Here is a 14,846-nt window from a genome sequence, read left to right as displayed (position 1 = left end):
AGGGCTGAGTCATGAGTGGTATTCCAAGGATTAAGGTCAATCACCACGGTACGTTCTATTACCAGTATGAGTTCTCATTGCTGGATGCTCTGGAGGCGCAGGAAATTCCTGCGCCTTATAATTGCCGCGGTGGCTATTGCGGCACCTGTAAAGTCAGGCTAATCGACGGTGAAGTTGAACAGGTGCAGGATGCGCTGTTTGATACTGTAGGCGATGAGATTTTGACCTGCTGCTGTAAGCCTGTCGGGCATATAGAAATCGAAATACCGGAAGACTGATTCTCAGTTTTCCACAACTCCCGTTACGTTCGTTTTTTCCTCGTTCTGCTCTCTCTTGTCGCGGCTAAATGGCGTGCTGCTATTTTTTGACGCCGGAAAAATGTTCCATTTGTGTAAATAATTGTTAACAGTTTTGTTTGAATTTTATTTTCACGTTTTATTGGCTTGTACAGTAATTGATCAATTAATGAGCTGAAGGTAGCGCTATACCGTCGTTTAAGAGATATCTCTGCAGAAGTAACTTTGTAGTCTCAATGAGCCTGTTTATGCGTTCCTGAAAACCAATGTTTGAGTAGCCTGGCTGAAAATGAAAAAAACAGTTTTTAATGTCAGTCTGGCATGAAAATTGGTTGTTATTTAATCAGTTTAGTAACCCTTCTTTTTTGATTGAAAAATTTAAAGTCCACAGTTGCTTGTCAAGGCTTTTTTTCTTGAATAACTGTTTAGTTATTTTTTAATTACAACGCTTGTTTGTTTGTAAGTTATTGAATTTGTTATGTTTAATTGTTTTGTGTTAAATGTGACCGATCTGTAACAAAGCCTGTAGTTATGCGGCTTTCAGGCGGGTGTCCAATAGTTGTAAACAGTTTTATCCACAGAAAGTGGGGGTAACTTTCAGTTACATTTCAGGTTGGTTTTAAGTCTGAATTATCTGAGTGCTTTTGCCTGTAATGTCAGGTGTTTTAGCTTCTGGGAGAAGGCTGGGTTGACGATTTGGATAGCCGGGTGTCAGATGCGGAAAGCAGGTGTTTAGTCAGGAGAGCGCGCCTGAAGCAGGTATGTTTGTTCAGGCGGTACAGAGCTTGGTGTGATAGGTGGCGGAAGGGCGGTTAGATTGTTAACTATTGTTCAGAGTTCTGTTTTATCTTTGAACTCACAAAGGTCTTCAATCATGCAGCTGTTGCACTTGGGTTTGCGGGCGGTGCAGACGTAGCGACCATGGAGAATTAACCAGTGGTGTGCATCCATCAGGAATTCTTTTGGTACGAATTTCAATAGCTTCTGTTCCACTTCGTTTACGTTCTTGCCCGGTGCGATTTTAGTGCGGTTGGATACACGGAATATATGGGTATCAACGGCCATGGCAATCTGTCTGAAAGCGGTGTTAAGCACCACGTTGGCGGTTTTGCGGCCGACCCCCGGCAGAGCTTCCAGATCTTCACGGTTTTCCGGTACCACAGAGTTGTGCTTATCGATCAGGATTTTGCAGGCCTTGATGACGTTTTCGGCTTTGGAGTTATACAGCCCGATGGTTTTGATGTATTCCTTGAGGCCGTCGACCCCTAATGCATAGATGGCTTCAGGGGTGTTGGCGACGGGAAACAGCTTGCGGGTAGCCTTATTGACGCTGACATCTGTTGCCTGTGCTGACAGTGCGACGGCAACCAGAAGCTCGAACGGGTTGCTGTATTCCAGTTCTGTCACCGGGTTGGGGTTATCGTTGCGAAGGCGGGTGAAAATTTCCTGGCGTTTGGTCTTGTTCATTATGTTGGCTTTTTTATGTGGCTCGTGGCGCTTTTTTAATAGGCTTTATCTTAATTGGCCTTCACGCGTAATTGAAGGGCGTAAAGAGGCTGTTTGCAGGTAAGGGTGTTAAACCGCGGGTAAAAAAATACCGGCAGCAAGCCGGTATTTTCAGGTTTGAATATCAGCGATCAGGGTTAGCTGATGTTGCCGGTAATACGCGCCCGTTTAGGGCCTTCTGACGGCGCTTTTGGTTGTTGCTTACGACGTTCTTCCAGGCGCTGATCAATGATGTTCTTAACGGCGACAATCAGCCCCATGCCAACGAAAGCGCCCGGTGGCAAAATTGCAAACAGGAAGCCGCTATAGTCATCAACCAGGGTGATTTTCCAATTTTCAGCAGCAGGGCCGAACAGCAGGTTCATATCTGCAAACAGGGTGCCCAGGCCAAGAATCTCACGCATTGCCCCCAGTAATACCAGCACTAGGGTGAAGCCCAGTCCCATCATTACGCCGTCCAGCAGTGAGGCGCCTACCGGGTTTTTACAGGCAAACGCGTCCGCCCGGCCCATAATTGCGCAGTTGGTTACAATCAGGGGGATGAAGATGCCGAGAATGGTATACAGCTCATAGGTGAATGCCTGCATCAGCAGTTCGATGCAGGTTACGAAGGAAGCAATAACCATCACGAATACCGGCAGGCGGACAGAGTCCGGCACAAAGTGACGGAACATGGAGATCGTCAGGTTTGACCCTATCAGTACCAGAATACTGGCAATGCCCAGGCCCAGTGCGTTAACGACGGTGCCGGTTACCGCAAGCAGGGGGCACAGGCCCAGCAGTTGTACCAGTGCCGGGTTATTCGTCCAGAGGCCGTCTAAAGTGATTTTCTGGTAATCGGTCGCCATTACTCTGCTCCCGTTGTTTGAGTGGTTGCTGCCTGGTTGTCCTGTGGCTGAGGATCATCCAGTAACGCGGTTTTGTTTTCGCGGAAATAATGTATAGCCGCTTTGGTAGCGTTAACAATTGCCCGCGGGGTAATGGTAGCACCGGTAAACTGGTCGAAGCGGCCACCGTCTTTCTTTACGGCCCATTCGGTATCATCGTCACCGTCATAGTGCTGGCCATTGAAACTTAAGATCCAGTCTGACTTTTTCAGTTCAACCTTATCACCAAGACCGGGCGTTTCTTTGTGAGCCAGTACCCGGACGCCAGCCAGGCTTTCATCCCGGTTGATGCCTACAATCAGAGAGATTGCGCCAGTATAACCATCTGGTGCAACCACCGGCATGATAACCGTTTCTACCTGGCCGTTGCGACGGGCGCGAAAAGCGGTTGCTTCGTTTTCGCCGGTCAACTCAGGTTTTCTGATAATCAGCGTGTCGTTGAGCAGTTCATTGTCGATGCTGCTACGCGGCACGATTTCGTAAAGCGCTTTTGCCTGCTGTTCTTTAATGTTGTCAGCAATGCGCTGCTCGGTGGATATCTGTGTCAGGGCAATCGCACCGGCGGTGACAACTGCAAAGATGCCGAGGCCGGCGGCGCTGTTGCGGATAGCGGTAAGCATTTCCATTAGCTGTTCCCCTTCATGCCGCGTTTGGCTTTTGCATGCCCGTAGGTACGTGGCTGGGTGTACTGGTCAATAAAGGGGGCGCTGAGGTTCATCAGCAGAACGGCGAAAGCAACGGCGTCCGGATAGTTGCCCCAGCTGCGAATAATAAAGATCAGCAGGCCGATACCGGCGGCAAACCAGAGTTTGCCCTTGTTGCTGGTGCAGGAGGTAACCGGGTCCGTGATGATGAAGAAGGCCGCCAGCATGGTTGCACCTGTGGTCAGGTGAAAGAACGGGTCGGGGTAGTTATCCGGATCAATCAGGAAGAACAGGGTGGAAACCAGTGCCAGAGTGCCCAGCATGGCAACCGGCGCATGCCAGGTGAAAATTTTGCGGTACAGCAGGAAAATGCCGCCCATTACATAAGCGGCGCTGACGGCGTGCCAGGCACCGATTCCGTTGGCCAGCAGTTCGCTCTGGTTCCACATTTCTTCAGTGGTAAAGCCGCCTTTGTGCTTCATTACATCCAGTGGTGTAGCCATGGAAAAGGCGTCATACAGGGCAGGCTGAATACCGGCAAAAATGAATTGCAGGGAGTCTGTCAGGCTGATGATATTCCAGCCTTCACCTACCATGACAAACGGGGCGCTCCAACTGGTCATCGGGACTGGGAAGGACACCAGCAGTAGTGCATAAGCTGCCATGGCTGGGTTAAACGGGTTGCTGCCCATGCCGCCATACATATGCTTAGCGATGGCAATGGCGAACAGGATGCCGACAAACATCACCCACCATGGAGCAAATGGCGGTATCGCCAGTCCCAGCAGAACCGCGGTAACCACTGCGCTGTAATCCTGCAGGTAGAAGCTGACCGGGCGCTTGCGCAGTTTAATAATGGCGGCTTCAAAGCCAACCGCCAGCAGGCAGCCCCAGAGAACCTGAATCAGGGTGCCCCAGCCGAAAAAGAATGTCATTGCTGCCATTCCCGGCAGTGTTGCCAGGATAACTGTACGCATTACATCACCGGTGTTTCCGGGACGGTGCGTATGAGGAGATGTAATTCTTATTAAAGCCATAATGGTTACTTAGAAAAACGTTCCAGGGTTGAGTTAAGTTCGGCTGCTTTTTCCTGCGCGCTGAGCAGTTCTGCCTGCAGGTCTGCCTGCATGTCGTCTTCAGCCTTGCTGAGTGCGCGTTCGGCTTTGGTTACGGCTGCCCGTGCCAGTGCAGCATCAACTTTAAGCTGTTTTAGGTCAATGCCTTCAGCTGCTGCAGCGGCAATATGTTCCGCTTCCAGGCTGGCCAGATCATTCTGTGCCTGTTCGTAGCGTGCGGTAAGGTTTGCAACATCCTGCTGCAGGTTTTCACGGTTACTGTCATCCGCTTCATCAAGCGCTTTTTCTGCTTTTTTCAGCTTGGTGCGCATGATCGATACCTGCTGTTTCAGCGCTTTGGCATCCGGTTTTTCAACGGCAACATTGTTTATGGCTGGTGCGGCAGTCTCTGTGCTGGCCTGATTGGCCTGCAGGGCTTGCTGGTATTCGGCTTCAGCCTCTTTAAGCTTGCCTTCCAGTTTAGCGACGCCATCGGCCATTTTGGCAGCTGCGGGGCTTTCAGAGGCTACGGCTTTTTCGTAGGCGGCCTTAGCTTTCTCGACTTTGCTTCGCATTGCATCAGCATCGGCTTTCAGGTCATCCAGCTGTGCCTGGCTGAACGCCGGTGCAGCTGGAGCCGGTGCAGCTGTGCTGGCCTGACTGGCCTCATTAGCCTGAAGTGCCTGCTGGTATTCGGCTTCGGCGTCTTTAAGCTTACCTTCCAGTTTGGTCACACCGTCGGCCATTTTCGGTGCGGCAGGGCTGTCGGAAGCGGCTGCTTTTTCGTAAGCAGCTTTCGCTTTCTCAACTTTGCCCTGCAGTGCTTCAACGTCGGCTTTCAGGTCATCCAGCTGTGCCCGGCTAAAGGCGGGAGCAGCTGGGGCTGGTGCGGCTGCACTGGCTTCATTGGCCTGGAGTGCTTGCTGGTATTCGGCTTCGGCGTCTTTAAGCTTACCTTCCAGCTTGGTCACACCGTCGGCCATCTTCGGTGCGGCTGGGCTGTCGGAAGCGGCTGCTTTTTCGTAAGCAGCTTTGGCTTTCTCTACTTTGCCCTGCAGTGCTTCAATATCTGCTTTCAGGTCGTCCAGCTGTGTCTGGCTAAAGGCGGGGGCGGCAGGGGCGGGTGCGCCTGCGCTGGCCTGGTTGGCTTCTAGCGCCTTCTGATACTCGTCTTCAGCCTCTTTGAGTTTACCTTCCAGCTTGGTCACACCGTCGGCCATCTTCGGTGCAGCAGGGCTGTCGGAAGCGGCTGCTTTCTCGTAGGCGGCTTTTGCTTTCTCTACTTTACCCTGCAGTGCGTCAACGGCAGCTTTCAGGTCATCCAGCTGTGCCTGACTGAAGGCCGGTGCTGCGGCAACAGCAGGTGGCGTGCCGCCGGACTCTGCAGCTTTGAAAGCGGCTTCAGCAGTGGCTGACTTTTCAGTCAGGGCTTTAACTTCCGCTTCCAGTTCAGCGATGTTGTCGGCGCCGGCTTCCTGTGCGCTGGCCAGCTGTTTTTCGGCCTTCTTAAGCTTGGTACGGGCGATTGCTGCATTGGTTTTAAGCTGCTTGATGTCTACAACCGGCGCTGCCGGTGCAGCAGGTGCCTGCTGTGCCTGTTCGTAAGCCTGGGCTGCGGCGTCAGACTTGGCCTGTAACTGATTAACCGTTTCCTGCAGAGCATCGATTCCGTCCAGTCCTTTTGCCTGGGCGTTGCTCAGTGCTTTTTCTGCTTTCTTCAGTTTGGTGCGGGCAACGGCAGCGTTGGTTTTCAGCTGCTTAAGATCCGGTTCGCTGCTTTCGACAGTGCTGCTGGCCTGCTTGGTAATGACAGCATCGCGCTTAGCAGCCTGGTTCTTGGCGGCTTCTTCAGCGCGGGCCTTACGACGCAGCTCTTTTTCCAGCTGTTCCTGTTCCTGGCGTGCCTGACGGGCTTCAAAACGCAGGCGGGCATGGTCGGCTTTACGCTGTTCAGCATCTTCCTTACGGATTTCACCTTTGGCAAAGCGGTAGTATTGCACCAGCGGAATATTACTCGGGCAGACGTAAGAGCAGGCGCCACATTCGATGCAGTCGAACAGGTTGTGGTGTTTGGCTTTCTCAAACTCACGGCCTTTGGCAAACCAGTGCAGCTGTTGTGGCAGTAACTCGACCGGGCAGACCTGTTCGCACATGCCGCAACGGATACAGGCCTGTGCCGGCGGCTGTGCCGGGAATTCATTAATGCTGCCGGCAATCAGGCAGTTACTGGTTTTGATCATCGGGATCTGTGGATTCTCGATAGTCAGGCCCATCATCGGGCCGCCGACAATCAGTCGGGCCAGATGCTGCTCACTCAGGCCACAATATTCCAGCAGATCTGCAAACGGGGTGCCTATCCGGGCTTCAAGGTTTTGCGGATGGGCCACAGCCTGACCGGTAATGGTGATTACCCGGCTGACCAGTGGCTTACCGTGCTGGACTGCGTCATAAACTGCAGTGGTGGTGCCCACGTTCTGACAGACAATACCAACGTCAGCAGGGATCTTTCCGCTGGGTACTTCAACTCCGGTGAGCAGTTTAATGAGCTGCTTTTCACCGCCGGACGGGTATTTGGTCGGGACGCTGATAATGTCCAGATTCAGATCGCAGCCGTCAAAAGCTTCATGTAGGGCGCGGATTGCCTGCGGCTTGTTATCTTCAATGCCGACGATGATATGCAGGGGCTGGAGCAGGTGGGCAATAATTTCAATGCCCCCCAGTATCCGGTCTGCCCGCTCACGCATCAGCATATCGTCTGCAGTGATGTAGGGTTCACATTCGGCTGCGTTAATGATCAGGGTGTTAACGATGTGGTCATCACCCAGATGAAGTTTAACGTCGGTCGGGAAACCTGCACCGCCCATACCGGCAACGCCCGCTTTGCGGATATATTCAATCAGTTCCGGCTTGGGCAGCTGCTGATAATCTTCCAGCCCCTGATGCTCTGTCCACTGATCTTCGCCGTCTGCTTCAATGATGATGCAGTCGGCCATCATGCCCGACATGTGCGGCACCGGATGTGCCTCAATAGCAACCACTGTACCGGATGTTGAGGCGTGGATATTGGCACTGATACGGCCGATTGCTTCAGCGACGGTCTGGCCTTTCAGAACTTTATCGCCCACTTTTACCAGCGGATCAGCCGGCAGGCCGATGTGCTGTTGTAATGGTAGAACGATACGGGACGGTACCGGTGCTTCAGTAATGGTGCCGCCGGTCGACTGGCGCTTGTTTTCCGGAGGGTGGATGCCGCCGTGGAAGCTGTGAATCTGAGCGTTCATGCTTTGCCCTCCGCAGAGTGCCGGCTAACACCCGGGCGCAGATCAGTGGCGATCAGTTCAACGCCAGGTTTTGGCATGTTCCATTGCCAGGTATTCAGAGTGGTTTCAATTGGCAGCATATCAATACAGTCAACAGGGCATGGCTCAACACAAAGATCACAACCGGTACATTCAGAGGTTATGACGGTGTGCATTTGTTTGGCGGCACCGAGGATGGCATCTACGGGGCAGGCCTGAATGCACTTGGTGCAGCCAATGCACTCATCTTCACGGATGTAGGCGACGGATTTAACCTGTTCTTCGCCGTGTTCCGCATCCAGAGGGATGGCTTCAACATCCAGCAGGTCCGCCAGCGCATCAATAGTGCTCTGGCCGCCCGGGGGGCATTTGTTGATGGCTTCGCCGTTTACGATGGCTTCGGCATAGGGGCGGCAGCCCGGGTGTCCGCACTGGCCGCACTGGGTCTGTGGCAGTAGTCCGTCCACCTGTTCAACCAGTGGATTGCCTTCAACTTTGAAGCGAATAGATGAGTAGCCAAGCAGGATGCCGAAAGCAAGCCCGAGGCCCAGCAGAACAAGAATGGCGATTAATACGGCGCTCATGATAATTCCTCGACTGTCCGGCGGTTAAAACTGAACGAGGCCAGTAAAGCCCAGGAATGCCAGTGACATCAGACCAGCGGTTACCATACCGATGGCCGAGCCTTTAAATGGCGTAGGAACATCTGCGACAGCGATACGCTCACGCATGGCTGAAAACAGAATCAGAGCCAGTGAGAAGCCGACGGCTGCACCGAATCCGTACACAATTGAATCAATAAAGCCGTTCATCTTTTTGATGTTCAGCAGGGCGACACCGAGTACTGCACAGTTGGTAGTAATCAGTGGCAGAAAAATACCGAGAAGTTTATACAGCAGGGGGCTGGTTTTGCGCACAACCATTTCGGTGAACTGTACGACTACCGCAATAACCAGAATAAAGCTGATGGTTTTCAGATACGTCAGATCCAGTGGTTCCAGCAGGTAGCTGTATACCAGGTAGCTGCACACGGATGACAGGGTTAGTACAAAGGTTGTCGCCAGCGACATGCCCATAGCGGTTTCGAGTTTATTGGAAACCCCCATAAACGGACAAAGGCCGAGAAACTGCACCAGTACGAAGTTGTTAACCAACACGGTGCTGATAAGAATAAGCAGATACTCTGTCATATGGCGATTGTGTAACCTTTTATATAGCTCTTATAGGGTTCTCTCCCGGAGGAAGAGGGTACGTCTTGCGCCCGGATGCTGCACAGGCGCTCGCTGTATGTCCGATATTTCCGTTAAGCCGCTACGCTGTTTCATTCATCCGCTATCAGTTGTTTCGTGCGGATGTCCGTCGCTGCTTTTTAAGGCGGCTAAATTCTACTGATTTTAGCATCCCCGGGGTATAGGCAAGCTTTCCGGCGACGGCAATTTTTATTCTTTTTCCGGCTTTTATTGCCGGAGCGCAGGTTTTTTTGCGCCTGTTTGGCAGCCCAGCACCGGCGTAGAGGGCATGGTGGCGGCTATTATGGCAGATAACTGCATAAAATTAAAAAGAATAAATTGCCTTCTTTTTAAATCTTTTAGGAATAATTAATGAACTTTAGTTTTATCTGCTTATTCCTTTTTGGTGATTTTTAATTACTAATTATTATTTTGAGTTATAAAGAGGGGCGGGTAGACTGTGTCTAATCTAGGGCATTCGTCTGTGCTACATCTGTGATTGCCCAACAGAACTGAAAAGGTCTGACTCCAGGGCTTCCTTCTGCACAGGGCAGAGCCATAGCCGACCGTCAGGCCGGATGCAGGTAAACCTGCTTTACTTATGAATAAAGGGTGAGTGCCGGTATTTCCTGAGCCACTGTTAGCGCCAAATGTAGCAGTGGGTATAACAGGATAAGCAGAACAGCCGGCTTTATTTAAGGTTAATAAATATGTATCAGTATAACGAACAGGATCAGAACCTGGTCAATCAGCGGGTTGAACAGTATCGTGATCAAACCCGGCGTTTTCTTGCCGGTGAAATACCGGATGATGAGTTTCGTGGCCTGCGTCTGATGAACGGCCTGTACGTGCAGCGCCATGCGCCGATGCTGCGTGTCGCGGTGCCTTATGGCCTGATGAATTCTGTACAGGTACGTAAGCTGGCTCACATTGCCCGTACCTACGATAAAAATTATGCCCACTTCACAACCCGGACTAACCTGCAGTTTAACTGGCCGAAGCTGGAAGAAGTGCCGGATATTCTGGCAGAGCTTGCTGAAGTGCAGATGCATGCTATTCAGACCAGCGGTAACTGTCTGCGTAATACCACGACAGATCACTTCGCCGGTATTCTGAAAGATGAAATCGAAGATTCCCGTCCGTGGTGTGAAATTATCCGTCAGTGGACAACACTGCACCCGGAATTTGCTTACCTGCCGCGTAAGTTCAAAATTGCCGTCACCGGCTCAAGTGAAGACCGTGCTGCGTCACAGGTTCACGATATCGGCCTGCACCTGGTGAAGAACGATGCCGGTGAAGTTGGTTTCGAAGTGCTGGTTGGTGGTGGTTTGGGCCGTACGCCGATGATCGGTAAGGTTATCTGTGAGTTCCTGCCCAAGCATGACTTACTGACCTATCTGGAAGCGATTCTGCGGGTTTACAACCTGAACGGTCGCCGTGATAACAAGTACAAAGCCCGTATCAAGATTCTTGTTGATGCTCTGGGTATCGATAAATTCCGTGAGCTGGTTGATGCCGAGTGGGCTGAAATCCGTGGCGGTGAAATGCACCTGACGGATGCTGAGATTGAGCGTATTAAAGGTTTCTTCGAGCCGCACCCGTATGAAGCTGATGCTGTTAAGGGTGTTGCTGCCCTGGAAGCTAAGCTGGCTGAAGACAGTGATTTTGCTGCATGGTACGAGCGTAATACCCGTGAACATAAGATCGACGGCTACCGTGCAGTCGTTGTCAGCCTGAAGCCTTATCTGAAGGCGCCGGGTGACATCACTGATGTGCAGCTGGATGTAGTTGCTGATCTGGCTGACAAGTATAACTTCGGTGAAATCCGCAGTACCCATGATCAGAACCTGGTACTGGCCCACGTTCAGGCAGGTGACCTGTTTGCTCTGTGGCAGGTACTGGCTGAGCACAACCTGGCCCGTCCGAATATCGGTACTCTGACCGACATGATCGTTTGCCCGGGTTTTGATTTCTGCTCACTGGCCAACGCACACACACTGAATGTGGCTGATCAGATTAACCAGAAGTTTGATGACCTTGATTACCTGCACGATATCGGTGATATCAAGCTGAATATGTCTGGCTGTATTAATGCCTGTGCCCATCACCACGTTGCCCATATCGGTATTCTGGGTGTGGACCGTAAGGGTGAAGATTACTATCAGATCACTCTGGGTGGTTCTTCCCGTGAAGATGCGTCTCTGGGTAAGGTTATCGGTAAAGCGGTTCCGCAGGTTGAAGTGGCTGACACTCTGGAGAAAGTTCTGCAGGTTTATATTGAACAGCGTGAAGAAGAAGAGCGCTTTATTGATACCGTTCGCCGTATCGGTCTGACGCCGTTTAAGGAGAGAGTTTATGCCCCTGTTAATTAATCAGAGCGTTGTTGCCGACGATAAGTGGCTGCGGGTTGATGTCGATACACTGGCTCAGCACCCGGATGCTGCAGTGATTGTACCGTTTGATCTGTTTGCTGCTGAGCAGGAGTCTCTGCTGGCAGGAGACCGCCCGCTGGCGGTACAGATTAACGGTGATCAGGACTTTGAACTGGTACTGGCGAACCTTGAGCGTTTGTCTCTGGTGGTGGTTGAGTTTCCGGCGTTTACGGATGGCCGTGGTTTCAGCTTTGCGCGCATCCTGCGCCGTAAAGGTTTTACCGGTGAAATCCGTGCAACAGGTGATGTCAGCCATGACCGCCTGGAGTATATGACCCGTTGTGGTTTTGATGCGTTCGAAATTCCTGATGAGCGTTTCACTGCTGAAACCTGTTCGGTTTTCGGTGAGATCACCGTGCACTATCAGGGCAGTGCTGATGATGAGCGGCCAATCTTCCGCCGCTGAATCCCTGCTGGGCCGGCCGTTATGCTGCCGGCCTTATCTTTATCCGTTTATCAATGGTGGTAAGCGGATAAATTGAGATAAAATGTCCAACTTTCCAATATGCGTCAACATTGGCGCTAATTGTGAACTAATCGGTACCTTCGTTCCTGAGTTTTTGTTACATTCCGAGCCAGTAAGCGCCCGGAATTTTCTGTCTTTTTATCGGGCCGTATTTATCTGTCGCCAGGAACAGAGCTTTTCTCAGGAGATTCTTCGTGGAATATCTTCCGCTATTTTTTAAGTTAGATGATAAAACCGCAGTGCTGGTCGGAGGTGGTCAGGTAGCCCTTCGTAAGGCGACTTTACTGGTGCGGGCACGGGCGCAGGTTAAGGTGATTTCCCATCAGATTCTGCCCGAGCTGGCAGAACTGGTAGAGCAGAATAACGGTGAGGCTATTATCGGTGAATATCAGGCGCAGATGCTTGATAACGTCGATCTGGTCATTGCTGCCACGGATAACCTGTCTCTGAATGAGCAGGTACACAGTGATGCAGTTGCCCGGCATATTCCTGTGAATGTGGTGGATAAGCCAGACTTGTGCAGCTTTATTTTTCCGGCAATTGTTGACCGTTCTCCGCTGGTGATCGGTGTTTCTTCCGGTGGTGAATCGCCGGTGTTATCCCGTTTAATGCGTGCCAAGCTGGAAACCTGGATTCCGCAGGGGTACAGCCGTCTGGGCAAGCTGGTGGGGCAGTTCCGCGAACAGGTGAAAGAGCGTTTTACAACAATCAATGCCCGCCGTACTTTCTGGGAAAAAACCTTACAGGGTCAGGTGGCTGAAAAGGTCTTTGCCGGCCGTGAAGAAGAAGCTGCTCAGTTGCTGCAGGCGAACCTTGATGCGGCTGATCCCCATCAGCAAGTCGGTGAAGTTTATCTGGTCGGCGGTGGCCCCGGTGATCCTGAGTTACTGACTTTTAAGGCTCTGCGTCTGATGCAGCAAGCAGATGTTGTACTTTATGACAGCCTGGTGTCTGACGAGGTCGTGGACCTGTGTCGCCGTGATGCGGACAAAGTCTTTGTCGGTAAACGCCGTGATAACCATGCGGTACCGCAGGATGGCATTAACCAGCTGCTGATTGATTATGCATTGCAGGGTAAGCGGGTATTACGCCTTAAAGGTGGCGATCCGTTTATTTTTGGCCGCGGTGGCGAAGAGCTTGAGTCGCTTAAGGCGCATAACATTCCATTCCAGGTGGTGCCGGGTATTACCGCTGCCAGCGCCTGTTCAACATATGCCGGTATTCCGTTGACCCACCGGGATTATGCTCAGTCGGTGAAACTGGTAACCGGTCAGCTGAAAAACCGTACTACGGATCTGAATTATGCTGAGTTGATTCATCCGAATCAGACCGTTGTGTTCTATATGGGGCTGCATACCTTACCGGTGCTGGCCGAGAATCTGATTGAACACGGCAAGCCGGCTGATACGCCTGCAGCCGTGGTTTCCCGGGGTACAACCCGCGATCAGCAGGTGCTGATCGGCACACTGGCTGATATTGCCGAAAAACAAGCTGAGGCACAGCTTGCAGCACCGGCTCTGATCATTGTCGGTGAAGTGGTTAAGCTGCACGAAAATCTAACCTGGTTCGGTGATCAGGTCCTCCATAATCACGGTCTGGTATTGCCGGACGCTCATGCTACAGAAGACTGATTTTTAATCATTTTCTGCCTTCGCTCCCGGTTGCTGGCGCTTTTTCAGTGATCGGGGGCAGTAAAACCCAAGATGGGAAATATCTTACTTCAGTTCTGCACGGGTTTTCTTTATATTCGGTATCAGGATCATAGCTTGTTAAGTTGAAGCTAAGCTTGTTTCAGGGGGAGGAACGGGCTCAATACCGAGGAAAGTATATGCCTACGGCGAACATCAATGGCATGGAAATGCAGTACCTGGATCAGGGAGAAGGGTTTCCGCTGTTGTTTGGACATGGATATCTGTGGGATTCACGTATGTGGGCGCCGCAGCTTGATGTCTTATCAGAACATTTCCGCTGTATCGTGCCGGATCTGTGGGGCCATGGTGGCTCGCAGCCTGACGCTGCCCGTCCGCTGGATATCAGTGCGCTGGCAGATGATCATCACGCGCTTATGCAGCAGCTTGGCATTGACCGTTATGCGGTAATCGGTTCGTCTATCGGCGTGCTCTGGGGCGCACGGCTGGCCATTGAGTATCCTGAAGAAGTTGCCGGACTGGTGATGCTCAACGGGTATCTTGGGGAAGAGCCCGCTGAAAATGTCGCTGAATATGAACACCTTCTGGATATTGTAGGATCGATGGGCTCCATTCCCGGTGCGGTGATGGATGCACTGACCCGTATGATGTTCTGTGAGTCTACTTTTGTTTCTAAGCCTGCGCTGATTGAAACTTACCGTTTCGATATGATGACACTGACGCCGGAGCAGATTGCCACTGCTGTCGCAATGGGGAAGGCGATGCTTAAGCGCCGCTCTCAGCTTGACCGTTTGGAGGAAATTCGTTGTCCGGTCAGCATTATTGTCGGTGACAGTGATGTCTTCCGGCCGGTTGCTGAAGCGCGGCATATGCATAGTCAGATTCCGGGCAGCGCGCTGACAGTGATCAAGAATGCCGGGCACATTTCAAATCTTGAACAGGATCGTCAGGTAAGTCAGGTGCTGGTTGACTACCTTAAAGCTAATCCTGATATTCCATGTGATGCTGATCGTCTGGTGCTGGTCTGAGGCCCACCGGCTCTTCGTTCTATGTCAAAAGCTGATACCTGGTTCGTTTATATCCTCGAGTGTGCAGACAGTACGTTGTACACCGGGGTGACCACGGACCTGAAGCGTCGGCTTAATGAGCACAATCATAACGATCGGCTTGGGGCCAAATACACCCGGGTCCGGCGTCCTGTCAGTTTGCAGTACCATGAGATCTGCACTGACCGCAGTCATGCTTGCCAGCGTGAAGCGGCCATTAAAAAACTTTCCCGCCGGGCGAAACTCCGCCTGATCTGCGACAGCTGAGAATAATCCGCCGACGGATTGAGTCAGCACACTTTCTGACGTACTCTCGAACATCTGTATGAATTATCGG

General features: G+C 51.7%; 13 protein-coding genes. 6 read left to right on the top strand and 7 right to left on the bottom strand.

Features of this window, described 5'->3' with window-relative positions; all coding sequences use genetic code 11:
- Positions 1–11 precede the first annotated feature (11 nt).
- On the top strand, positions 12–278 hold the full coding sequence (yfaE, locus tag JYB63_RS14390) for a class I ribonucleotide reductase maintenance protein YfaE (protein WP_205658589.1): 267 nt from the start codon (positions 12–14) through the stop codon (positions 276–278).
- Positions 279–1,127: 849 nt separating this feature from the next.
- On the opposite strand, the gene nth is transcribed toward yfaE, so the two are convergent.
- From nth to rsxA, 7 genes are all read right to left on the bottom strand, one after another.
- Entirely contained in the window at positions 1,128–1,763 is a 636-nt protein-coding gene (gene nth / locus JYB63_RS14385; protein WP_205658588.1) for an endonuclease III, read from the bottom strand.
- A 176-nt stretch (positions 1,764–1,939) separates the two neighbouring features.
- Complete coding sequence (locus tag JYB63_RS14380) at positions 1,940–2,650, bottom strand: electron transport complex subunit E (protein ID WP_205658587.1); 711 nt, start codon at positions 2,648–2,650, stop codon at positions 1,940–1,942.
- Positions 2,650–3,315: an electron transport complex subunit RsxG gene (gene rsxG, locus JYB63_RS14375; protein WP_205658586.1), complete on the bottom strand. Its 666-nt coding sequence runs from the start codon at positions 3,313–3,315 to the stop codon at positions 2,650–2,652. The genes JYB63_RS14380 and rsxG overlap by 1 nt, the downstream gene beginning before the upstream one ends.
- The gene (gene rsxD, locus JYB63_RS14370) at positions 3,315–4,370 is read right to left on the bottom strand and encodes an electron transport complex subunit RsxD (RefSeq protein WP_205658585.1); all 1,056 of its coding nucleotides are present in this window, start codon (positions 4,368–4,370) and stop codon (positions 3,315–3,317) included. The genes rsxG and rsxD overlap by 1 nt, the downstream gene beginning before the upstream one ends.
- Before the next feature lie 5 nt (positions 4,371–4,375).
- The gene (gene rsxC / locus JYB63_RS14365; RefSeq protein WP_205658584.1) at positions 4,376–7,669 is read right to left on the bottom strand and encodes an electron transport complex subunit RsxC; all 3,294 of its coding nucleotides are present in this window, start codon (positions 7,667–7,669) and stop codon (positions 4,376–4,378) included.
- The gene (gene rsxB, locus JYB63_RS14360) at positions 7,666–8,271 is read right to left on the bottom strand and encodes an electron transport complex subunit RsxB (RefSeq protein ID WP_205658583.1); all 606 of its coding nucleotides are present in this window, start codon (positions 8,269–8,271) and stop codon (positions 7,666–7,668) included. The genes rsxC and rsxB overlap by 4 nt, the downstream gene beginning before the upstream one ends.
- 24 nt (positions 8,272–8,295) lie before the next feature.
- Positions 8,296–8,877 carry an electron transport complex subunit RsxA gene (rsxA, locus tag JYB63_RS14355; RefSeq protein WP_205658582.1) on the bottom strand — a complete coding sequence of 194 codons (582 nt, stop codon included), beginning with the start codon at positions 8,875–8,877 and terminating at the stop codon, positions 8,296–8,298.
- 749 nt (positions 8,878–9,626) lie between these two features.
- On the opposite strand from rsxA, the gene JYB63_RS14350 reads away from it, so the two are divergent.
- The 5 genes from JYB63_RS14350 to JYB63_RS14330 all read left to right on the top strand — a co-directional run bounded on the left by JYB63_RS14350 (position 9,627) and on the right by JYB63_RS14330 (position 14,776).
- A complete protein-coding gene (locus tag JYB63_RS14350; RefSeq protein ID WP_205658581.1) occupies positions 9,627–11,288 on the top strand; it encodes a nitrite/sulfite reductase in 1,662 nt (553 codons plus the stop codon).
- Positions 11,272–11,754 (top strand): DUF934 domain-containing protein, encoded by a 483-nt coding sequence (locus JYB63_RS14345; RefSeq protein WP_205658580.1) that lies wholly within the window; start codon positions 11,272–11,274, stop codon positions 11,752–11,754. Before JYB63_RS14350 ends, JYB63_RS14345 begins: the two co-directional genes overlap by 17 nt.
- 254 nt (positions 11,755–12,008) lie before the next feature.
- Positions 12,009–13,445, top strand: coding sequence for a siroheme synthase CysG (cysG, locus tag JYB63_RS14340; RefSeq protein WP_205658579.1), 1,437 nt, complete (start codon positions 12,009–12,011; stop codon positions 13,443–13,445).
- Positions 13,446–13,642: 197 nt separating this feature from the next.
- The gene (locus JYB63_RS14335) at positions 13,643–14,491 is read left to right on the top strand and encodes an alpha/beta fold hydrolase (RefSeq protein ID WP_205658578.1); all 849 of its coding nucleotides are present in this window, start codon (positions 13,643–13,645) and stop codon (positions 14,489–14,491) included.
- A gap of 21 nt (positions 14,492–14,512) precedes the next feature.
- Positions 14,513–14,776 (top strand): GIY-YIG nuclease family protein, encoded by a 264-nt coding sequence (locus tag JYB63_RS14330; protein WP_205658577.1) that lies wholly within the window; start codon positions 14,513–14,515, stop codon positions 14,774–14,776.
- Positions 14,777–14,846 lie beyond the last annotated feature (70 nt).

Source organism: Aliamphritea spongicola, from assembly GCF_017051665.1.
GTDB classification, from domain to species: Bacteria; Pseudomonadota; Gammaproteobacteria; order Pseudomonadales; family Balneatricaceae; genus Amphritea; species Amphritea spongicola.
Note: the sequence above shows the minus strand (reverse complement) of the source record. Positions and strands in the feature narration are given on the sequence as shown.